The organism is Nonomuraea glycinis (genome assembly GCF_035920485.1).
In the GTDB taxonomy this organism is placed as follows: domain Bacteria; phylum Actinomycetota; class Actinomycetes; order Streptosporangiales; family Streptosporangiaceae; genus Nonomuraea; species Nonomuraea glycinis.
In genome coordinates, this window is the sequence record NZ_CP109166.1 from 8,974,178 (window position 1) to 8,994,880 (window position 20,703).

Below are 20,703 nucleotides of genomic sequence, written 5' to 3' on the forward strand. Positions count from 1 at the left end.
CGGCCCGTGAATGCGGCCCGCCACCGCTCTCGCCCAGGAATTATGGCTCCAGATGGTGGACGGTGTTGTAGTGCAGCAGCGTGAGCCGCCCGTCCGTTGCGTGCCAGGTCGAGACGGAGGCGTTCAGGATCGGGGCGAACTCCGCCAGCGCGGCCAGCTCCGTGTCCGGGGCCTCGGCGATCACGTGCCGCAGCACGAGCACCACGGAGTCGTGCGCGACGATCAGCACCCGCTGCCCGCGCGCCCGCGCACGCAGGTCCGTGAGGAGGTCGCGCAGGCGGGCCGCCACGTCCGCGAACGACTCCCCCTGGGGCGGGCGGTAGCGGTATTCGCCCTCCGCCCGCAGGCGGGCGAGCTCCTCGGGGAAGCGCCGCTCGATGGCGGCCTCGTTGTAGGGGGCCAGCAGGCCCCACTCCCGGTCCCTCAGCCGCTCGTCCACCATGAGCGGGAGGGCGCCGGCGCCCCAGGTCTCCCGAGCGACGGCCCAGGTCTCGCGGGCCCGCAGGTACGGCGAGCACCAGACGAGCTCGGGCGTCTCGGCCGCGGGCAGGGCGGCCAGCAGACGGCCGAGCGCGGCGGCCTGCGTCCGGCCGACGCCGGTCAGCGTCACCTCGTCGTCGCCGCGCGCGTAGACCAGCGGGTCGTCACCCGCCTGCCGGTAGGCGACGTTCGCCTCACTCTCGCCGTGCCGAACGGCGACGATCCGCACCGGGCCCATGGGCACATCTTGTCACGGCACCACCCTAGAGATTACGGTCAAGGCCGTTATAGCCCATTTATAGGAGGCGTTCGTGCGTATTCTCTTAGCAGCCATGCTCGTTGCCTTAGCCTTCGTCACACCGGCCCAGGCCGAATCCCTGGCAGCACCGCCGACCGGATGCGGGTTCCAGAACCTCGGCACGATGCCGCTCACCGGGGCCACCACGGCGGGCACCGCACTCGACGGCGACCGGGTGTACTCGGTCACCTCCAGCGCGTCCGGTCCCGCCATGCTCGCCATCCGGAACGCCTCCGACGCCACCCTGATCGCCGAGAAGCCGCTGCCGCTCGCGCTCGGCTCCTGGGCCGTGACCGTGGCCCCGGACCACTCGGTCTACGTCGGCAGCTACAACGCCACGGCCGGGGCCATGGGCAGGCTGTTCCGCTACGACCCCGCCAGCGACCAGGTGAGCGAGCTGGGCATCGCGGTGCCCGGCGAGACGTTCGTGTGGACGGTGGCCGCCAGCCCCGACGGCACGGCCGTCTACGGCGGAACCTCGCCCCACGGACGGCTCTTCCGCTACGACACCGCCAGCGGACGGATCGACGACCTGGGCAGCCCGGTGCCGGGCGAGCAGTTCGTGCGCGACCTGGCCATCGGCGACGACGGCACCGTCTACGCCGGGCTCGGCGCGCAGAGCATGAAGGTGGCCGTGCTGAAGCCGGACGGCACCCTCATCAGGGTGATCGAGCCGCCGACCGACGAGCAGGGGTACGCCTACGACCTCGACATCGTCGGCCGGCACCTGCTGGTGCGCTTCGCCACCTCGACCGGGACCAACCCCATGGGTGTGTACGACCTGGCCAGAAAGTCCTGGAAGGACACGGTCGACGACGTCGACAGCCTCACCGTGGGCGGGGGCCGGCATGGGCAGGCGGTCTACCTGGTCCAGGGGGATGAACTCTCCAAATATGACCTCAAAAGCGGAAAAATCGTGAAACTGGGGTTCACCGATCTCGGCGGCGGCGCGGCCAGACCCCTCGGCTGGGTCGGCACCACGCTCGTCGGCACCTCCTCCACCGGCCGCATCTGGCACTACGACCGGCGCACCGGCAAGGGAACCCTCTTCGCCTCCACGGTGACCGGCCAGCCCGTCAGCGTCCGCTCCATGGGGGTCGGCCCCGACGGCCGCATCTACGCCGGCGGCTTCTTCACCGGCGGCCTGGCGGCCTACGACCCCAAGACCGGCGAGTCCCAGTTCTGGCCGAACGTCGGCCAGAGCGAGGGCATCGTCACCCACAAGGGCAAGCTCTACCTCGGCGTCTACCCGGGCGCCCGCATCTACGAGTTCGACGGCACCGCACCCAAGGAACTGCTCAACCTCGCCGCCCAGGAGCAGGACCGGCCGTTCGCGATGGTGTCGGCGGGCGACCTGCTGGCGTTCGGCACCGTGCCCAAGGTCGGCACCATCGGCGGAGCTCTGGGCCTGTACGACCCCGCCACCGGCAAAGCGGTGATCAAGCGCGATCTGATCCCCGGCCAGAGCATCATCGGCCTGGCCTACCAGGACGGCGTCATCTACGGCACGACCTCGGCGTTCGGCGGCACCAGCACGCCGCAGGGCGAGGCGCAGGCCTTCGCCTACGACGTCGCCACCGACAAGCTCATCTGGCAGACCACCCCCGTCCCGGGCAACCTGGCGCTCGGCTCGATCACCTTCGACGAGGACGGCAAGCTCTGGGGCCTGAGCCCCGACAACCTGTACAAGCTGGACGCCGCCACCGGCGCCACGCTGCGCCAGGTCCAGCACCAGACCTACCCGTGGGACACGGTGACCCAGGTCCTGCTCGACACCAACATCGAGCTCGGCCGCGACGGCATGCTCTACGGCAAGGTCCAGGGCAAGGCCTACAAGATCGATCGGGCGACGATGAAGCTCACGCTCATCGCCCGCCCGATGTCGATCCTGCTCGAAGGCCCTGACGAGCACATGTACCTGTCACGCTTCGAGAACTTCTACACCTATCGACTCTGCGGCTGATACCTGAACAGGTTGGCACCCTCCGCGAAGTAGACGTCACCGGACCTGTGCACCGCGAGGTGGTGCACAGGTCCGCGCTTCACCACGGCCTTCGCTCCCGTCCTCGGGCTGACCGTGACCACCTCAGTGCCGGCGTGCGCCCCGTACAGGAGTCTGTCCTTGGGGTTGAAGACGAGCTGGCCGCTCGCGCCGGAGCCGGTGGAGAGGGTGACGCGGGAGATCACCTTGCGGGCCGCGACGTTCACCCCGAACACCTCGCCGCCCGCGATGCCCCAGAGCCGGCCGCGGTCGTCGAAGGTCAGCGCGGGGATGGCCGGCTTGCCGGGCGCGGGGACGAACTCCCACAGCAGCCGGTCCTCCTTGACCGACCAGGCGAACAGCTTGGCCTCCGGCTGCGTCGGCGGGGTGGCCGACTGGCCGCTGTAGATGGAGGTGCCGCCGTAGAGGACACCGTCGCGGTAGGCGAGCGACACGATGCTCTGGTCCTGGACGACGCCCCGCTGTGCGTGCTTGAGCTTGCCCGTGGCGGGATCCCAGATGGCCAGGACACCGCCGAGCTGCCCGAGGTCGGGCATGGTGCCGGCCGCCACGTACCGGCCCGCCGAGACCAGCGCGCGCGGCCGGATCTGCTTGTCGGCGGCCAGGTCGAAGAGCCGTGCGGGGTTGGCCTCGGGTCCCGGCTCGGGGCTGGGCGAGTATTCGGGGCTGTGCCACGGCAGCTCGGGATCGTAGGCGTAGACGCGGGCCTCGGGGTAGGCGCCGACGTAGAGCTTGCCGCGGTGCGTGGTCATGGCCTCGGACTGGGAGAAGGTGTGGAACTCCGCCACCTTCCCGGTCTTGGCGTCGAGCGCCGCGAAGCCGCCGTTGAGGAAGCCGCCGGTGTAGACGCGATCATCAGGGCCGCCCGCGATGGCGGTGATGTCGATCGGCTCGCCCTGGATGCCGGTCTGGATGAAGGACTTCGCTCCGGTCTGCGGGTTGTAGCGGAACATCAGGCCCCGCCAGAGCAGCCCGACCAGGCTCTTGCCCGGGTAGTCGGGCAGGCCCAGCTCCGCCCAGCCGATGCCGCGGGTGTTGGCGACCCGTCCGGTGACGGGCATGCCGGTGGGGGTGACGGCCCGGGTACGCGGATCGTAGCTGACGAGTTCGCCCGCCTTTACAAAGTAGACCTTGCCCTGCTCGTCGGGCGGGGACACGTCGAGTCCGTGCGCCGCGTCGAGCGCGTCCACCCACTGGCCCGCGGCGATGTCCCAGACGTGCAGCGGCCCCGGGAACGCGTCGCTGAACCTGACGAACACGAAGCCCGCGGCCACGTTGACGTCGTACGCCCACTTGCCCGTCACGTCCAGGCCGGACGGCGTGGGCAACCGCTTGACCGTGCCGTCGGCGGCGTCCACCTCGAAGAGGGCTGCGGGGTTCTCGGTGCCCGCGTAGATCTTGCCGTCGGCGTAGGCGACGCTGCGGACGTAGGAGTGGGTCGCCGACAGCTTGCCGTAGTCGCGCACCCCGGTGGCGGGGTCGTAGGCGAACAGACGGCCACCCGGTGAGGTGCCGCCGTAGACGGTCGCGCCCTGGCCGGCCGCCACGGTCCAGATGAAGTTCTCCGAGGCGAGCGGCCGGCCGAGGTCGGTGACGCCCGACTCGCGGGTCCAGCGGTAGAGGCGGCCGTCGCCGTAGGTGCCCGCGTAGACGCTGCCGTCGGGGGTCGCGTCCACCGCCCAGGCGCCGGCCGCGCCGGGCAGATCGAGGCGGGCCACCGCGGCCCCGGTGGCCGGGTCCACCGCGTTGAGATGGGCCGGAGCCCCGGACGAGGCGCCCCAGAGAACGGGAGTGCCGTCCGGGCCGGGGGCGACGGTGCCGCCGAGGAGCAGCACGTCCTGGAGTGGCACGCCGAGATCCGTCACCCGGCCACCGACCGGGTCCGCGGCGGCGGGGGCGGCCGGGGCGAGCAGAGCGAGCGCGGTCATGCCGGCGACAAGCGCCCGTTTAATTAAGACCATGACCGAAACCTAAGAACCAACGGATCGGCGCGTCAAGCTTCTATTACGGTTGGGACCGAAATCGTGATAGCCGATCGCATCGAGGCGTTCTCCATCGCGCCCGGCGGATCTCCGGGTCAACGTCCCAGCGGTCGCCCGCGACCAGGTCCCGCCGGTCAGGGCTGCTCGCGGTAGGTGAGCACCTTGGTCAGGGCCTCGGCGACGTCGGCGGCGCGGGCCGGGTCGTCCATGAGCATGGACTGGCGTACCCAGACCACACTGGCCGCGGCCTCCGTCGCCGCCGGGCACGGCTCGGCCCGCGCGCCCTCGGCGGTCAGCGCGGCCATCGTGCCGAGCGGCGGGTAGCCGGACTCCAGCGGCACTCCCTCGGCCGCCATCGCGGTGAGCAGGAAGCCCCGGTCCACCGGCGCGTCGACGCGCAGCATGAGCAGGTGGCGCGAGTCCCTGGTGGTGCCGGGCGGCTGCGGCACCAGGGACACCGGCTCCTCCGGCAGGTGGGCCAGCTCGCGTTCCAGGGCGTCGCAGAACGCGTTCCGGCGGTCGATCTCGTCGTCGAGCCGGTCCAGCCAGGGCAGCAGGAGCGCGGCCTGGATCTCGGTGAGGCGCAGGTTCCAGCCGACCTCCGGGTGGCCGTACCACTGGCCGCCCAGTCTGCGGCCGAGGTTGCACACCGACCAGACAGCCTCGTGGTCGGCCTGGTCGCGGCAGACGATCAGGCCGCCCTCCCCGGCGGTCATCGCCTTGCTGGCCTGGAAGCTGTACACCCCGGCGTCACCCAGGCCGCCGACCGGCCGGTCGTGGTAGGTGGCGCCGTGCGCCTGGGCCGCGTCCTCCACGACCTTGAGCCCGTGCCGGGCCGCGAGCGCGTTGATCAGGTCCATGTCGGCCGAGCTGCCCGCCAGGTGGACGGGCATGACGGCGGCGGTCCTGCTGGTGAGAGCGTCCTGTACGGCCTGCGGGGACAGATGCAGGTCGAGCGGGTCCACGTCCACGATGACGGGCACCGCGCCGGCCAGCAGCACGGCGGTGGCCGAGGCGACGAACGTGTACGCGGGCACGATCACCTCGTCGCCGCGCCCCACGCCCAGCCCCTTGAGCGCGGCGAACAGGCCCAGGGTCGCGTTGCCGACCGCGACCCCGTACGGGACGCCGGACAGCCGCGCGAACGCCGCGGTCAGGTCCGCGACCACGGAACCACCCTGGGTGGCCCCCCAGAGGCCGCTCTCCAGCACCTCGGTGACGAGTGCGCGCTGGCGGGGGTCGAGGGGCGGCGGCCAGCTCGGCCAGGGGGTGGCGCGGACCGGCGAGCCACCGTGGAGGGCGAGAGTCACGGAAGCGTCCCTTTCTCTGGTACGGACGGACGAGCGTGGCAGGGGCGCTCACCGCAGGGTTCGGTTTTCCCCGTGGAGTCAGACGGACGGCTCCGGCGAGGCCGGAACAGGTCAGGGGGTGGGGAGGGCGAGGATGCGGGCCAGGTTCGCGCCCTGGATGAGGGCGCGGTCGGCTTCGGAGAGCGGGGCGAGGGCCACGCGGCCGTAGCCCGTTCTGAGGTCGAGGAAGCACGCGTCGGAGCCGAAGAGCACCCGCTCGGCCCCGGCCAGCGCGGCCAGGCGGGCGATCCAGCGGCCGGTCATCTTGGAGCCGCACACGTCGAGGTAGACGTTCGGGTGGTCGGCCACGGTATGGGCCGCGCGCTCGAAGCCGCTGGGCCACAGGCCCGTGTGACCCAGCAGGAGCGGCACGCCGGGGTGCCGGGCGGCGATCGTGGCGAACTGGTCCGGGTCGCTCCACGGCGAGTCCGTCTGGCCGTGGGCGAGCACCGGCAGCCCGAGCTCCCAGACCGGGTCGTAGCGCGGGTCGTCGAGGCGGCACAGGTGGACGTCCGGGTGGAGCTTGACGCCCCAGACCCCGTCGCGCGTCAGCGGGGTGCGGTGGTGCGGGTTGTAGACCTGCCAGACGCCGAAGCGGCCGGGGAATCGTCCGGCGATCTCCAGGGCCAGCCGGTTGCCCCGCTCGGCGTCGGCGCCGACGGCGAGCAGGTGGCTGATGCCCATGGCGGTGACGCCGATCCGGTCCATGGTGGCCACCAGGCCTTCGGCGGTCGGGTCGGGGATGAGGAAGTCCGGCCAGGTGCCGACGTGGCCGTGCGCGTCGAGGATCACGGCGCTCCTCCGTGGCCGTGCGTGTCAAGGATCACGGCGCTTCTCCCAGCAGCAGGTCGAGGGAGCCTGCCGCGATCAGGTCGGTCTCGGCGGGTGTCAGGGCGAGATGGTCGAGCAGGAAGCGCGGGCCGCAGTCGTCGGCCACGGGGGCGCCGGTGCCGAACACCAGCCGCTCCGCGCCGAACCGTTCGGCCAGCCACTCCACGGCGCCCTGCGTGTTCACGGTGCCCATCTCCAGCCAGACGCCGGGCGCCTCGGTCATCAGGCCGGCGATCTTGCGCAGCCAGCGGTAGCCGGGGTTGAGCAGCAGGATCCGCTGTCCGGGCAGGTGCCGGGCGAGGGTGGCCAGCTCGGCGGGCGAGGTCTCCTCCAGGTCGATCGCGAGGGGCAGGCCGATCTCGGCCAGCCAGCTCAGGGTGAGGGAGCCGGTCAGGTCGAAGCGGTGCCGCTGGGGACAGAGCCGGATCAGCCGGGCGCCCCACTCCAGGACCTCGCCGGACGTGGCGGGCGTGGACGTCCCCGGCACGCCCGGCACCACGACGGGCACCGGGACGAGCCGGGGGTCGTCCAGCGCGAAGAGGGCGTCGTTGCCCTCCCGCGCGTCGGCGTAGAGGCTGAGCGTGTGGGTCACCAGGGCGCGATCGATGCCCAGGCGGTCCAGGTCGGCCCTGGGGTCCACCGGCAGGTCGTCGAAGGGCACCGGACCGGCCAGCCGGTGGGCATCCACTACCAATTTCGGCACAGACCGAAACTAGCCGCCATCGGCGGTGGCGGTCAAGCCGGGCAGGCCGGGTCCAGGCGGATCTGGGCCAGGTCCCGGCCTGCCAGCGCCCAGGCGTTCCAGGAGCCGGGCTCGAAGTGGAGCTGCGGGTTGGTGTACCACTCGTCGCCCAGCCCGGTCGCCAGCAGCTTCGCCCCGGTCTTGGCGTCCAGGTGATAGGCGTTGCCGCCGCCGAAGAACGTGGAGACGAACACCTTGCCCCGGTGCACGGTCAGCTCACCGTAACCGGACAGCTTGCCCTGCTGGACGATCTGCCGGGTGGCCAGGTCGAGGGCGATCCAGACGCCGGAGTCGCGCTTGTACACGCCGTACAGCAGTCCGTCGTGCACCTTGATGTCCTGGAAGGTGCGGTGGCCGGGGATCGGGTCGCTCTGCCAGCGCACCGTGCGGGTCTTCAGGTCGAACGCGGCCACCGACGCGGCCGTCTTCGTGGGCGGCGTGCCTCCGCCGCCGAGCACGTCGCCGCCCAGGTAGACGAGGCCGGCGCGGCTGTCCAGCGACAGGCTCATCAGGCTCTGGTCGGGCAGGACGTTCACGTACACGTCCATCTTGCCCGTGTCGGGGTCGACGACGGACAGGGCGCCCTTCAGGTCGGCGCCCAGCGGGGCGCTGGCGACCAGGAGCTTGTCGGTACGCGGGTCGTACTCGATGTCCCACGGCCGCTGCTGCCCGTGGCCCAGGTAGCCGAGGCTGCGAACCTGGTCGGTGTGGATGTCGATGGAGACGATCTGGCCGCTGGGATAGATGGCCGCGTAGATCTTGTTGCCGCGCCGTACCAGGTCCTTGGGTTCGCCGGACAGGCGGAAGCGGCGCTTGTCACCGGTGCGCAGGTCGCGCACCTCCATGGAGAAGTGGCCGCCGACGTAGAGCGCGCGGTTGGGGACGAGCAGCATGCTCTGCGGGCGTTCCGAGCCGGGCGTCAGGCCGGCGTCGATCAGGTCGGCGAACTGCGACTCGCCGGTGCGCAGGTCGAGCCACCACATGCCGCCGCTGCCGGAGAAGCCGAGCAGGGTGTGCTCGTCGAGCTGGTGCAGCCGCCGGGTCTCGTCGTCCTGCGACGGCGGGTCGGCGACCTTGGTCAGCGCGGTGTCGCCGGTGCGGTAGCGGTGGACGGCGCCGTCGGGGCGGGAGGTGGCGTAGACGGTGCCGTCGGCGGCGACGGTCAGCATGTCGAGGGTGCCCGTCTCCAGGCTCACGGTCCTGGCGTCGGTGCCGTCGTCGCGCACGTCGATGAGGGTGCCGCCGCTGAGCGCGAGCACCCGGTCACCGTGGTCGGCGACGGCACCGATGCCGGCCGGGCCGGTGGCGAGGTCGAGCTTGGCGCCGGTCGCGCGGTCGATGCGGACGAGCTTGGCCTTGTCCAGCAGGCCCGCGTAGACGTGGTCGGCGTCGGCGGCGACCGCCCGGACGTAGCGTTCCCCGGCCGTCAGCACGCCGAAGTCGCGCACCGCGCCGGTCGCGGGGACGTACTCCCACACTCTGCCGTCCGGGTAGGTGCCCGCGTAGAGCGTGCCGTCGGGCGCGGCCGTCAGGCTCCAGACGAAGCCGCCGTTCTTGCCGAAGGAGTGCAGGTGCGCGACCTCGCCGGTGGCGATGTCGAAGCTGTAGAGGTCGGGCACCGGGTAGGTGCCGACGTAGACCTTGCCGCCGGCGACCGCGGTGGCCCAGCCGCCCTCGGGCTCCCCGGTGGCCGGGCCGTCGGGCAGGGTGACGCTCCTGACGACCTTGCGGGTGGCCAGGTCGATGTCCGCCAGGACGGGCGGCTTGAGGCCGCGGGTGACGACGTAGGCGTGGCCCTCGTGCACGGCGGCGCCGACGATGGCCCCGGTCACCGAGGCCGGGCCGTAGGTGCGCACGACCGGTCCCGGGCACGTGCCGGGCACGGCGGCCGCCGCGGCGGGGGGCGCGACGAGGGCGGGTAACACAAGCGTCAGGACGACCAGCAGGGATCGGAGCATACCCAGGACCTCGCGTTCATTGCTGCTTGGTTTTGGCCCAGACCGTAACCAAATGAGCATCGTCCGTCAATGGCATGATGTCGCGCATGGCAATTAAGGAGCGGACCGGTATGGCATTCGACGCGTGGGGTCTGATCGGCGGGCTGGAGGTGGCCCTGGACGTGGACGTCCTGGTCGGGGCCTATCCGGACCGGGACGGCCCGCCCGGGACGCCCGAGTCCGTGGCGGACCTGCTCGCGGCGCACCGCACCCGGACGGGGGCGGTGGCGAGCCTGCGCGCGGCCCTGTTCGACATGCGCTCGGGCAACGACGAGGTGCTCGCCCTGGCGGCAGCCGCACCCGGCGATCGGGCTTCTTCAGGACCGCCGTGGGTGCCCATCGGGGTGGTCGACCTGCGTGACCCCTTGGGAGCCGGCCGCGAGCTCGACCGGCTGGCCGGGGCCGGGGTCCGGGCCGTGCGCCTGTTCCCGGACGAGCAGGGCGTGGAGGCCGGTTTCCCCTCGGTCCGGCATGTCGCCCGCCGGGCGGCGGAGCTCGGCCTGGTGGTGCTCACCGGCGGCGACGTGCGCCGGTTCTGGCAGCCGTTCACCGGGCTCGGGGCCCGCGTCGTCTTCCTCGACACGCACTTCTACCACCTGGGCGACTTCCTGGTGGCCGCCGCCGAGGAGCCGGGGTTCCACACCTCGACGCGCCTGCTCAACTCCCCCGACGCGCTGGAGACCGTAACGGCCGAGCTGGGCGCCGAGCGCCTGCTGCACGGCTCGCGCGCGCCGCACTACGAACCGATCGTCCCCCTGCTGCGGCTGGCGACCAGCGGCCTGACACCCGACGAGATCGCCGCCGTGGCCGGGGGCAACGCGAGGAGACTGCTGTCATGATCATCGATGTGCACGCCCACTGGGGCCCGTGGTTCTTCACCATGGACGTCGCCGCGGCGAGCCTGGCCACGATGGACCGCTACGGCATCGACCGGGCCATCGTGTCGGCCACCGAGGCCGTCATCTACGACGCGCCGGCGGGCAACCGCGCGCTGGCCGAGGTGCTGGCGGGCCAGGACCGGCTGTACGGCTACGTCACGATCAACCCGCGGCGGCTGCCCGAGGCGGCCAAGGACCTGCGCGAGCTGCTCCCGTCCGGCAGGTGGGCCGGAGTCAAGATCCACACTGACTACACCGGCTCCCCCGTCACCTCGCCCCAGCTGCGCGACGCGCTGGAGCTCGCCGCCGAGGCGGGGCTCCCGGCGCTCGTCCACACCTGGGGCACCTCGGTGCTCGGGCTGGCCCAGCTCTGCCTGGACACGCCGGGCCTGCGAGTGATCGCCGGGCACATGGGCGCCGACGGGTACGCGCACGCCATCGAGGCCGCGAACGCCTGCGACCGGCTCTACCTCGAACCCTGCTGGTCACACGCCCCGGCGGGCCGCATCGCCGCGGTGGTGGCGGCCGTGGACGACCGGCAACTCCTGTTCGGCACGGACGCCACCCTGATCGACCCGTCCTCCGCGTACGGCGCGGTCGCCGCGGCCGGGCTGACCGCCGAGACCGCCGAGCGGATCGCGTGGCGGAACGCGGCCGAACTCTTCTCAATCTAGACATTACGGCCCGGCCCGTTATAGCGTGCGGCGAAACTCACAAGGGAGCCCGCGCATGATCCCCCGTCGTCGTTTCCTGCAGGCGGCCGCCGCCACCACGGTGGCCGCCTCCCTCCCCCTCACCGCCGGGGCCGCCGGCGCGTCCACCCGGGCTACCGGCGTGCCCGAAGGCACCCTGACCGACCTCGGCCCGGCCAGCGTCGCCAGCCCGCTGGGCAACGCCGAGATCGTGGGTGACGTCCTGTACGCCGGGTCCCGCGGCCTGTCCCCGAACGTCGTCGGCGCGTACGACCTGTCCAAGGACACGGTCACCGCCCACTTCGACATCCCCACCGGCATCGGCGTCTGGGCGATGTGCAAGGTGGGCACCGACGTCTACGTCGGCACCCACTCCCGCTCCGACCTCTACAAGATCGACACGGTGACGGGCACGGTCACCAAGGTCGCCGAATACCCCGACCACTTCATCTGGACCCTGGCCGCCTCCCCCGACGGCAAGGTCTACCTGGGCACCTCCGAGCCGGGGAAGGTCAAGGAGTACGACCCGGCGACGGGCCTCAGCCGCGACCTGGGCGAGGCCGCCCCCGGCGAGGCGTACGTGCGCGGCATCCAGGCCGACGACAAGTTCGTCTACGCCGGGGTCGGCTCCAACGCGCACCTCATCGCCATCGACCGGGTGACCGGCGAGAAGAAGGACCTCCTGCCCGCCGCCCTGGCCGACCGCGACTGGGTGTCGAGCCTGCACGTCTCCGACACGCACATCGCGGGCGGCATGAACTCCCTGGCCGAGATGGTCGTCCTGGACAAGGCGAACCCGGCGGACTACCAGGTCGTCAAGGCCACCGCCCCGGGCGAGAAGTACATCGTCTCGGTGCTCGTCCACGACGGCTTCGTCTACTTCGCGGGCCGTCCCTCCGGCACCTTCTACCGCTATGGCCTCGCCTCGGGCGAGCTCGAGGTCCTCGGCGTACCGTACTTCGAGGCCGCCACGCACCGCATCCTCGCCCACGAGGGGCGGATCTACGGCGTGCAGGACAACGCGGTGTTCGTCTACGACCCGGCGACGGGCGCCATCGACTACCGCAACCTGGTGCAGCGCGGGTTCAAGGCCGCGCCCGAGGAGCCGATGTCGGTGCACAGCGACGGCGAGCGCGTCTACGTGGGCGGCAAGAGCGGCGCCGACATCCACGACCTGGCCTCGGGCAAGGTCACCAGACTCGCCATCCCCGGCGAGCCGAAGACCATGCTCACCCTCGGAGGCACCACCTACCTCGGCGTCTACACCCAGGCCGCCCTGTACGCGCACCGCCCCGGCGAGGCGGAGGCCACGCTGCTGGCCCGCGCCGGCAACCAGCAGGACCGCCCGCGCGACCTGGCCTACGACGCCGGGACGGGGCTGATCGTGATGCCCTCCCAGCCGGAGCCCGGCCACATGAACGGCGCCCTGACCCTCTACAACCGCCGCACCGGCGAATACACCACCCAGCGTCCCGTCGTCGAACGCCAGACCGTCTACTCGGTCGCCACCGAGCACGGCACCGCCTACCTCGGCACCCTGGTCCAGGAGGGCCTCGGGCTGCCTCCGGTCACCACCACCGCCCGCCTGGCCGCCTACGACCTCACCAAGCGCAAGCTGCTGTGGGAGCTCGAACCCCTGCCCGCAGCCCGCTCGATCGTCTCTCTCGCGCTCCACGCCCGCACCCTGTACGGCATCTCCAGCACGGGCGAGGTGTTCGAGTTCGACCTGCGGCGCAAGAAGGTCACCCGAACGCTCAAGGTCGCCGCGAAGGGAAGCGACCTGCACGTCGTCGGCCGGGTGGCCTACTGCACGGACGGCGACAAGATCTACAAGATCGACCTGGCCGCCTTCACCGCCAAGCCGATCGTCGAGGGCCTGGCCGCGCAGTGGTTCGGCGGCGAGCCGAAGCTGGCACTGGACCCCTCCGGGAAGGCCCTGTTCGGCGTGAAGGGCCGCAACCTGGTCCGCATCGCCATCACCGGCCGCCGCTGAGAGGACCGGACGCCTACCATGCCGGGGTGGTGAATGTGAGAGTCACCGGCATCGTCATCGAGGGTGATCGAATCCTGCTGCTGGACCAGGACACCGACACCGGCCGGTCGTGGTCGCTGCCCGGTGGAAAGGTCGAGCCGGGCGAATCCCTCGCCGACGCGCTGCTGCGGGAACTGCGCGAGGAGACCGGGCTCGACGTCACAGTCGGCCGGCTGCTGTACGTATGCGACCACCTGCCCGGTAGCGGCGTCCACGTCATCCACATGACGTTCGAGGCCGCCCGCGTCGGCGGCAGCGTGGAAGCCGTCGCCGAGGGCGCCGACACCATCCCGATCCGCGCCGTGCGGTTCGTGCCGCTCGCCGAACTGCCGGAGCTCGGGTTCGCTCTCCGGTTCGTCGAGCTGGCTCAGGCCGGGTGGCCTGGGGCCGGCTCCTACATGGGCGCCAAGGCGAACATCGGCCTGTGACTCTCCAACGCATGAAGAGCTCGTAGGCGAAGGCGGCGAGCAGGACAGAGCCGTTGGCGGGATCAAAATGCAGCAGGTGCTCAACAGGGAGGTATGGGTGCCGTAGTCGCGCGACGGTAGCTGCTTCATGGCCGGGCCGAGTGCAGGAACCAGACCGTTTTGCCGTCAGCCAGCGGGCTGGGATCGACGCCCCACTTGTCGGCCAGGGCGTCGATCGTGGCCAGGCCGCGCCCGCTGAGCTCGGTCTCGTCGGGCCGGCGTGGGATGAGCGGGCACAACGGCCCTGTGTCGAATACCTCGCCGCGGACGTATCCCTCCGTCCGGCGGAGGCTCAGGCAGATCGGCGGATGCGCGTGCACGAGGGCGTTGGCGACCAGCTCGCTGACGATCAGCTGGATGTTGTCGCTCAGCGGGGGCGCGATCTCCCACGTGGCCAGGGTCTGGCGGGTGAGCTGACGAGCCAGGCCGGCGGCCTCGGCGCTGTAGGGCAGGTCCCAGCACGCCTCGGTCATCGCCGACGCTGGTGGTGACAGTGGGGGTTGCGAGGGCATGGTCGTCTCCGGTTCGGTCAAGCCCGGTCGGGGGAAGCGGCTCGGATCCTGTCGCACCGTTCCCATGTGGGCCGGTCACGGATTATTACTCTTCGCATCTGACAAGTTACTAAGCGCTATACTGATGCCGAGTCGCAAGATTTGCAAGACGCAAATCGAAAGACGAAGGGTTGCGCCTGAGCCTCGAAGGCTCGGTGCACATTCGGCTCCCATCGGTAGGAGGTCCCCCGTGTCCTACAGCCCGACCGTTCGGCGTCGACGCCTGTCAGCGGCCCTGCGGCAGTTCCGCGCCGAGGTCGGCCTGCACGCCGACGAGGTTGCGCAAAGACTGGAATGGACGCCGAGCAAAGTCACCCGGATCGAGCGCAACGCGTGGAAGCTGCCGTCCGTGCGGGACGTACGCGACTTGCTCGATGTGTACGGCATAGCCGACGCAACGCAGCGGGAAGCGATCCTCGCCCTGACCCGTCAGGCCCGGCAGCGTGGTTGGTGGGAGGAGTACAAGGACGTCCTGGGTGGCTCCATGCCGGGCTTCGAGGCCGAGGCGAGCGCGATCCTCACCTACGAGTCGCTGCTGGTGCCCGGTCTGCTGCAGACGCGCGACTACGCGGCGGCCGTCTTTCGTGGCGGCCAGGTGGTCCCCGATGACCTGGTCGGTCGGCGGGTCGAGGCCCGGGTCGCACGCCAGCAGATCCTCCAGCGAGACGACCCGCCGACAATGTGGGCGATCATCGATGAGGCGGCGCTGTCCAAGCACGTGGGCGGCGTCGAGGTCATGCGGGCGCAGATCAGGCACATCCTCACGCTGGCGGCCAGGCCGAATATCGCGGTGCAGGTCGTGCCGAACGCGGTCGGCGCGCACGCCGCGATGGAGAACGCGTTCCGGATCCTGAAGTTCTCGGCACCCGAGGATCCGACGCTGGTTCACGTGGAGACGATCACCGGTGACCTGTTTATGGAGGAGCCGAGTCAGGTCTCCAGCTATACGCTGGTATACGACCATGTGCGCGCATCGGCGCTCAGTGCCGACGCATCGGTGACGTACTTGGAGGAACTGGCCAACCAGCTCAAGTAGAGGCGGGAGTCATGGACCCTACCCAGTCCGAACTCACCTGGCGCAAGTCCTCTCATAGCGGAGCCAACGGCTCCTCCTGTGTTGAGGTGGCCGTACTGCCCGGCGGCGGGCGCGCCGTACGCAACTCGAAGCGGCCGGACGCGGGCCTCGTCAAGTACACCCGCGATGAGTGGGACGCGTTCATCGCCGGGGTCAAGGACGGCGAGTTCGACTGACCGAGCAGCAGGCACGATGAAGGGCCCCCAGAGCTTTCTGAGGGCCCTTCATTCTCCCAACAAGAGAAAGCAGCCCTCTCAGGCAGTGCGTCTCTCCCCCGCCAGGCCTGCTTGCCATCACCGGCCGCCGATGAAAACCAGAGGATTGCCGGGCCGGTCAAGTGGTAGTCATGGGTATGCCCGTGAGATACCCAGCCCCCTTACGCCCCGGCGACCTCGTCGGCGTCACCGCGCCGTCCAGCGGGGTCGGCGCTGATCTGCGTCCTCGTCTCCAAGCCGCCGTCAAGGTGGTGGAAGCGCGCGGATACCAGGTCGTCGTCGGCGACTGCATGGGCGGCGACCGTCATGTCAGTGCGCCGGCCGCCGAGCGGGCCCGTGAGCTGATGGGGATGCTCACCGACCCGCGCGTCCGGGCCGTAGTGCCCCCGTGGGGCGGGGAGACCGCGATCGACCTGCTGCCGCTGCTCGACTGGGACGCGCTGCGCGCGGCGGAGCCCACCTGGCTGGTCGGCTACTCCGACCTGTCGACGATCCTCACGCCGCTGACCCTGCTCACCGGCATCGCCACCGTGCACGGCAACAACCTGATGGACACCCCGTACGAGCCGCCGCCGGGGCTGCTCTCCTGGCTGGACATCGTGGCGATGGAGCCGGGCACGACCTTCACCCAGACCTCCCCGAACCGCTACCGGGCCCAGGGACACGACGACTGGGTGACCCACCCGGAGGTGAGCGAGCTCACGCTCGACACCCCGGGCCGGTGGACGCGCCTGGACGGCGGCGGCGACGTCGAGGCCGAGGGCCGCCTGATCGGCGGCTGCGTGGAGATGCTGTGCAACCTCACCGGCAGCCGGTACGGCGACCCGACGGCCTTCGCGCGAGCCCCCGAGAGGCTGCTGGTCTACGTCGAAGCCTGCGAGCACGACGCGGCCACCATCTGCCGCAACCTGCACGGCATGCGACTGGCCGGGTTCTTCGACGCGGCCGCCGCGATCCTCGTCGGCCGTACGCGGGCCCCGGGCCTGCCCTCGCTCACCCAGCACGAGGCGGTGCTGGACGCGCTCGGCGGTCTCGGCGTGCCCATCCTCGCCGACGTCGAGTGCGGCCACGTGCCGCCGTACCTGCCGATCGTGAACGGCGCGTACGGCCGGGTGCGGCACACCGCCGACCGGGACGAGCTCACCCAGACCCTGAGTTAATCGGCACCTCGGCCCGCTCGCTGTCGGGCAAGGGCGGGCCGAAGGGCGCTAGAGCACCGCTTTCAGCACCTCGGCCCGCTCGTCGTCGGGCAGGGGCGGGCCGAAGGGGTCGTGGGCATGGGTGTCCGGGATGCGGCCTTCGGCCGCCGCCAGCCAGAGCATGCGCTGGACGTACCCCTCCATCGGCCCGGTGAAGGTGGCCTCGGCGAGCGTGTCGAGGCGGGCCGAGGCCGCGCGGAAGGCGGGCAGGTCGGTGCCGTGGAAGGCGCGCAGGACGGCGCCGGTCAGGTCCACGTGCGCGGCGGCGATGCCGACCAGGGCCGCCTCGGCCCCCCACAGCAGCGAGGGGCCGAACATGCGGTCCTCGCCGGTGATCGGCAGCCGGCCCGCCTCCTTGGTGAGGGCGATGGCCTGCTGGCAGGCCATCGCGTCCGACAGCAGGGCCGTCTTGAGGCCGGCGACGCCCGGGTGGCGGAGGATCTCGCGCAGCGCGGGCGGCGGGCAGGGCCGGGTGTAGAGGTCGAAGGCGATCATCGGCAGGCGGGCCGCCTGCCAGACGGCCTCGTGCTGGGCCGGCCGGTCGCCCGCCTGCGGGAACACCAGCACGCCGTCGGCCCCGCGCCCGGCGGCCGTCCTGGCCTGGTCCGCCGCGCTCTCCAGGTCGCCGCCGCCCACCCCGACCAGCACCGGGACGCCGAGCGCGACCGCGCGCTCGATCACCGCGGCGCGCACGTCCGGCGTCAGGAACGGTCCCCGGCCGGTGTGCGCGAGCACCGCGAGGCCGCCCGCGCCGTCCTCGACCAGCCCGGCGAAGTAACGCTCGACGATGTCCGGATCCACCTCCCCCGCCGCGTTCATGGGGGTGGCCGCGGCCGCGATGAGGCGGCCGCGCAGACGGTCACGGAGGGCTCGTGCGGAGGTGTCCACGCCGCCGAGCCTATTTGAAGCCGGTCATCGCGATGCTGTTGACCAGGTAGCGCTGCAGCAGGAAGAACACCAGCAGGCACGGCACCACCGAGATGGTGGCCGAGGCCATCAGCAGGGACAGCTGCGTCTCCTCGGTGCGCAGCGTGGTCAGCCCGACCGTCAGGGTCCTGGTCGCGTCGCTCTGGCCCACGACCAGCGGCCAGAGGAAGTCGTTCCAGTGCCACAGGAACACGAACACGCCCAGCGTGGCCATGATCGGCCGGGTCAGCGGCACCACGATCGTCAGGTAGACCCGCAGCTCGGAGGCGCCGTCGACCTTGGCCGCGTCGAACAGCTCGTCCGGCAGGCCCAGGATGAACTGCCGCATCAGGAACACCGCCTGCGCGTTGGCCAGCGTCGGCACGATCAGTCCCCAGAACGTGTCCACCCCGTTGAGGCTGTTGACCATCACGAAGGTGGGGATGAGCGTCGCCTGGAACGGCACCATCATGGTGGCCAGGAAGGTCCAGAACATCGCGTCGCGGCCGGGGAAGCGCTTCTTGGCGAACGCGTAGCCGGCCATCGACGCGGTGAGCAGGATGACCACCACCGAGACGACCGAGTAGACGACCGAGTTGAGCGTCCAGTCCACGAACCCGGACGACGACAGCACCCTGGTCAGGTTGTCGAAGGTGAGCGAGTCGGGCCATTGGGTGGGCACGGTCGGCTTGCCCGCGGGCGTGAGCGCCACGACCACCATGGCCACGAACGGGCTCACGGTCAGCACCGAGAGCAGGCCCAGCAGCGCGATCAGGGGCCACCTGACGCGGCGGGCCGCGGCCGCCGTCATACCTCCCCCCGGCCCATGAAGCGGCGCTGGATCAGCGACACGACCAGCACGATCGCGAAGAGCACCATGCCCCAGGTGGCGGCGTAGCCGAAGTCGAAGGACCGGAAGCCGTGGTCGTAGATGCCGTAGATGAGCGAGTAGCTGGCCCTGGCGGGGCCGCCGCCGGTCATCACGTAGATCGTGTCGAAGACCTGGAAGGCGCTGATCGTCTCGATCACCAGCACGAAGAAGAGGGTGGGTTTGAGCAGCGGCAAGGTGATCCTCCGGAAGCGCTGCCAGGCGCCCGCCCCGTCGACCGTGGCCGCCTCCAGGTAGGAGGCGGGGATGGACTTGATGCCGGCGAGCAGGATCAGCATCGAGTAGCCGAACCCCTTCCACACCGACACCACGGCCAGCGCGGGCAGCACCAGCGAGGTCTCCTGCAGGAACGCCACCGGGCCGAGGCCGGCATGGGCCAGCAGGCCGTTGATCAGCCCGTCGAACTCGTAGATCCAGCGCCAGATGACGCCCGCCAGCACGAAGCTGGTGACGTACGGCAGGAACAGCATGCCGCGGAACAGCCCGCGCATGAAGACCACCTGGTTGAGCAGCAGCGCCGTGCCGAGCGACACCACGACGGTGAGCGGTACGTAGATCGCGGCGTACACCAGCGTGACCCGGAGGCTGAGCCAGAAGTTCACATCGTCGAGCAGCCTGACGTAGTTGTCCGCGCCGATGAAGCTCCACTCGCCGCCGATGTTCCAGTCGGTCAGGCTCATGCCCGCCGCCCCCAGGGAGGGGAAGATCCGGAAGATCAGAAAGAGGACGAGCACGGGGAGCACGAACAGCAACCCGGCGACCGGGTCACGCAGACGATGGCGCACGGTGATCCTTTCTCACAGGTCCTTGTGTCAGCCACCGCTGCCGAGCAGCGTGGTGGCCTCCTCGGCCGCCGCGTCCAGGGCCGTCTTGGCGTCTTCCTTGCCGAGCAGGGCCGCCTGGACGTGCGGGGCGATGAGGCCCATGACCTGACGGGCCTTGGGGTGGGTGTCGCCGGGGAAGGCGTACTGGAGGGACTTGGCGAACTCCTTGGCCGACGGCGACTGGTCCGGCACCGTCACGTCGGTGCGGGCCGGGAAGAAGCCGGACGCCTTGGCCAGCTCGCCGGCGACCTCGGGCGAGGCGAGGAAGGTGGCGAACTTCTTGGCCGCGTCCTTGTTCTCGGTGTGCTTGGCCAGCACCAGCCCGCCCGGGATGCCGAACGCGACCCGCTTGGCGCCTTCCAGCGGCAGGCCGATGCCCACGTTCTCCGCGCCGATGGCGGCGCCGAGCTGGTCGGCCTGCAAGGCGGTGGCCGCGTGGTACAGGGCGGTCTTGCCGGCGGCCAGGGTGCCGCCCTCGATGTCGTTGCCCTTGCTGGGGGCGTTCTCCGGCAGGCCGCCGGCCTTCTGGAGGTCGAGCAGGAGCTGCAGGCTCGCGACGCCCTCGGGGCCGTTGAAGGCCACGCCCTTGCCGTCGGCGGTGAAGACGGTGCCGCCGTTGGCCCACAGGAACGGGTAGAAGCTCTGGTTCAGGCTGACCTCGGGCTTGCCCGGGTAGTCCAGGATCGCGACCTTGTCGGCGGCCAGCTTGGGCGCGGCGGCCTTGAGCTCGTCCAGCGTCTCGGGCACCTTGTCCACACCCGCGTCGGCGAACAGCTTCTTGTTGTAGATCGGCGCGGTGATCGTCTGGTAGATGGGGACGCCGTAGATCTTGCCGTCGACGGTGAGGGCGGTGAGCGAGTTCGGCAGGTAGGTGGCCTTGTCGGCGGCCACGACGTCGTCGACCGGCTCGATCGTGCCCTGCTGGGCGTACTGCGGGATCTGGTCGGGGCCGAGCACGACCAGGTCGAAGCCCTTCTTCGAGACCAGCGCCGTGGTGACCTTCTCCTGGCGGCCCTCCCAGGGCTGCTGGTCGATGGTGACGTCGACGGTGGGGTTCTTCGTCTCGAAGTCCTTCTCCACCTTGGCCCAGAACTCCTGGTTCTTGGCCTGATCGCTGATCACGGGGTACATCCACAGGGTCACGGCGCTCTTGTCCGAACCGCTGGACGATCCGCAGGCGGCGGTGGCGACGCTCAGCGCGGCCGCGACGCCGACTGCCGTTATCTTCCTCATGGCGGATCCTTTCGATGAATACCGGTCCTGACCGAAACCTAGTAACGCCAGGTTGGCGCGG

19 protein-coding genes are annotated in these 20,703 nt (G+C 70.9%); 8 read left to right on the top strand and 11 right to left on the bottom strand.

Annotation, left to right across the window (positions count from 1 at the left end; all coding sequences use genetic code 11):
• Window positions 1–40 precede the first annotated feature (40 nt).
• Window positions 41–718: a histidine phosphatase family protein gene (locus tag OHA68_RS42295; protein WP_327105264.1), complete on the bottom strand. Its 678-nt coding sequence runs from the start codon at window positions 716–718 to the stop codon at window positions 41–43.
• A 94-nt stretch (window positions 719–812) separates the two neighbouring features.
• Between OHA68_RS42295 and OHA68_RS42300 the strand changes: the two genes are divergently transcribed.
• Window positions 813–2,741, top strand: a complete 1,929-nt coding sequence (locus tag OHA68_RS42300) for a ligand-binding sensor domain-containing protein (RefSeq protein WP_327105266.1) — start codon at window positions 813–815, stop codon at window positions 2,739–2,741.
• On the opposite strand, the gene OHA68_RS42305 is transcribed toward OHA68_RS42300, so the two are convergent.
• The 5 genes from OHA68_RS42305 to OHA68_RS42325 form a co-directional block, all read right to left on the bottom strand.
• A complete protein-coding gene (locus OHA68_RS42305; protein WP_327105267.1) occupies window positions 2,723–4,708 on the bottom strand; it encodes an NHL repeat-containing protein in 1,986 nt (661 codons plus the stop codon). The two genes, OHA68_RS42300 and OHA68_RS42305, sit on opposite strands and share 19 nt — an antisense overlap.
• A gap of 188 nt (window positions 4,709–4,896) precedes the next feature.
• Entirely contained in the window at window positions 4,897–6,072 is a 1,176-nt protein-coding gene (locus OHA68_RS42310) for a DegT/DnrJ/EryC1/StrS family aminotransferase (protein WP_327105268.1), read from the bottom strand.
• Window positions 6,073–6,183: 111 nt separating this feature from the next.
• Window positions 6,184–6,903, bottom strand: a complete 720-nt coding sequence (locus tag OHA68_RS42315) for an amidohydrolase family protein (RefSeq protein WP_327105269.1) — start codon at window positions 6,901–6,903, stop codon at window positions 6,184–6,186.
• Between the two features lie 31 nt (window positions 6,904–6,934).
• Complete coding sequence (locus OHA68_RS42320) at window positions 6,935–7,645, bottom strand: amidohydrolase family protein (protein ID WP_327105270.1); 711 nt, start codon at window positions 7,643–7,645, stop codon at window positions 6,935–6,937.
• A 32-nt stretch (window positions 7,646–7,677) separates the two neighbouring features.
• Entirely contained in the window at window positions 7,678–9,642 is a 1,965-nt protein-coding gene (locus tag OHA68_RS42325) for a hypothetical protein (RefSeq protein WP_327105271.1), read from the bottom strand.
• Between the two features lie 110 nt (window positions 9,643–9,752).
• Here OHA68_RS42325 and OHA68_RS42330 point away from each other — a divergent pair, with 110 nt between their 5' ends.
• Genes OHA68_RS42330 through OHA68_RS42345 form a run of 4 tightly spaced genes read left to right on the top strand, consistent with a single transcriptional unit; the run spans window position 9,753 to window position 13,711 of the window.
• Entirely contained in the window at window positions 9,753–10,520 is a 768-nt protein-coding gene (locus OHA68_RS42330) for an amidohydrolase family protein (protein ID WP_327105272.1), read from the top strand.
• On the top strand, window positions 10,517–11,233 hold the full coding sequence (locus OHA68_RS42335; RefSeq protein WP_327105273.1) for an amidohydrolase family protein: 717 nt from the start codon (window positions 10,517–10,519) through the stop codon (window positions 11,231–11,233). The genes OHA68_RS42330 and OHA68_RS42335 overlap by 4 nt, the downstream gene beginning before the upstream one ends.
• A 55-nt stretch (window positions 11,234–11,288) precedes the next feature.
• The gene (locus tag OHA68_RS42340; RefSeq protein WP_327105274.1) at window positions 11,289–13,244 is read left to right on the top strand and encodes a hypothetical protein; all 1,956 of its coding nucleotides are present in this window, start codon (window positions 11,289–11,291) and stop codon (window positions 13,242–13,244) included.
• 26 nt (window positions 13,245–13,270) lie between these two features.
• Window positions 13,271–13,711, top strand: a complete 441-nt coding sequence (locus OHA68_RS42345; protein ID WP_327105275.1) for an NUDIX hydrolase — start codon at window positions 13,271–13,273, stop codon at window positions 13,709–13,711.
• Window positions 13,712–13,836: 125 nt separating this feature from the next.
• Here the strand turns inward: OHA68_RS42345 and OHA68_RS42350 are convergent, their stop codons facing one another.
• Complete coding sequence (locus OHA68_RS42350; protein ID WP_327105276.1) at window positions 13,837–14,262, bottom strand: ATP-binding protein; 426 nt, start codon at window positions 14,260–14,262, stop codon at window positions 13,837–13,839.
• Window positions 14,263–14,491: 229 nt separating this feature from the next.
• On the opposite strand from OHA68_RS42350, the gene OHA68_RS42355 reads away from it, so the two are divergent.
• The 3 genes from OHA68_RS42355 (at window position 14,492) to OHA68_RS42365 (ending at window position 16,751) form a co-directional block, all read left to right on the top strand.
• Complete coding sequence (locus OHA68_RS42355; protein WP_327105277.1) at window positions 14,492–15,337, top strand: helix-turn-helix domain-containing protein; 846 nt, start codon at window positions 14,492–14,494, stop codon at window positions 15,335–15,337.
• 11 nt (window positions 15,338–15,348) lie between these two features.
• A complete protein-coding gene (locus OHA68_RS42360; RefSeq protein WP_327105278.1) occupies window positions 15,349–15,552 on the top strand; it encodes a DUF397 domain-containing protein in 204 nt (67 codons plus the stop codon).
• Between the two features lie 182 nt (window positions 15,553–15,734).
• Window positions 15,735–16,751, top strand: coding sequence for a S66 family peptidase (locus OHA68_RS42365; protein WP_327105279.1), 1,017 nt, complete (start codon window positions 15,735–15,737; stop codon window positions 16,749–16,751).
• Window positions 16,752–16,799: 48 nt separating this feature from the next.
• On the opposite strand, the gene OHA68_RS42370 is transcribed toward OHA68_RS42365, so the two are convergent.
• Genes OHA68_RS42370 through OHA68_RS42385 form a run of 4 tightly spaced genes read right to left on the bottom strand, consistent with a single transcriptional unit; the run spans window position 16,800 to window position 20,642 of the window.
• Complete coding sequence (locus OHA68_RS42370; protein ID WP_327105280.1) at window positions 16,800–17,678, bottom strand: dihydrodipicolinate synthase family protein; 879 nt, start codon at window positions 17,676–17,678, stop codon at window positions 16,800–16,802.
• A 10-nt stretch (window positions 17,679–17,688) separates the two neighbouring features.
• Entirely contained in the window at window positions 17,689–18,507 is an 819-nt protein-coding gene (locus OHA68_RS42375) for a carbohydrate ABC transporter permease (RefSeq protein ID WP_327105281.1), read from the bottom strand.
• Entirely contained in the window at window positions 18,504–19,370 is an 867-nt protein-coding gene (locus OHA68_RS42380) for a carbohydrate ABC transporter permease (RefSeq protein ID WP_225278107.1), read from the bottom strand. Before OHA68_RS42380 ends, OHA68_RS42375 begins: the two co-directional genes overlap by 4 nt.
• 27 nt (window positions 19,371–19,397) lie before the next feature.
• Entirely contained in the window at window positions 19,398–20,642 is a 1,245-nt protein-coding gene (locus tag OHA68_RS42385; RefSeq protein WP_327105282.1) for an ABC transporter substrate-binding protein, read from the bottom strand.
• Window positions 20,643–20,703: the final 61 nt, after the last annotated feature.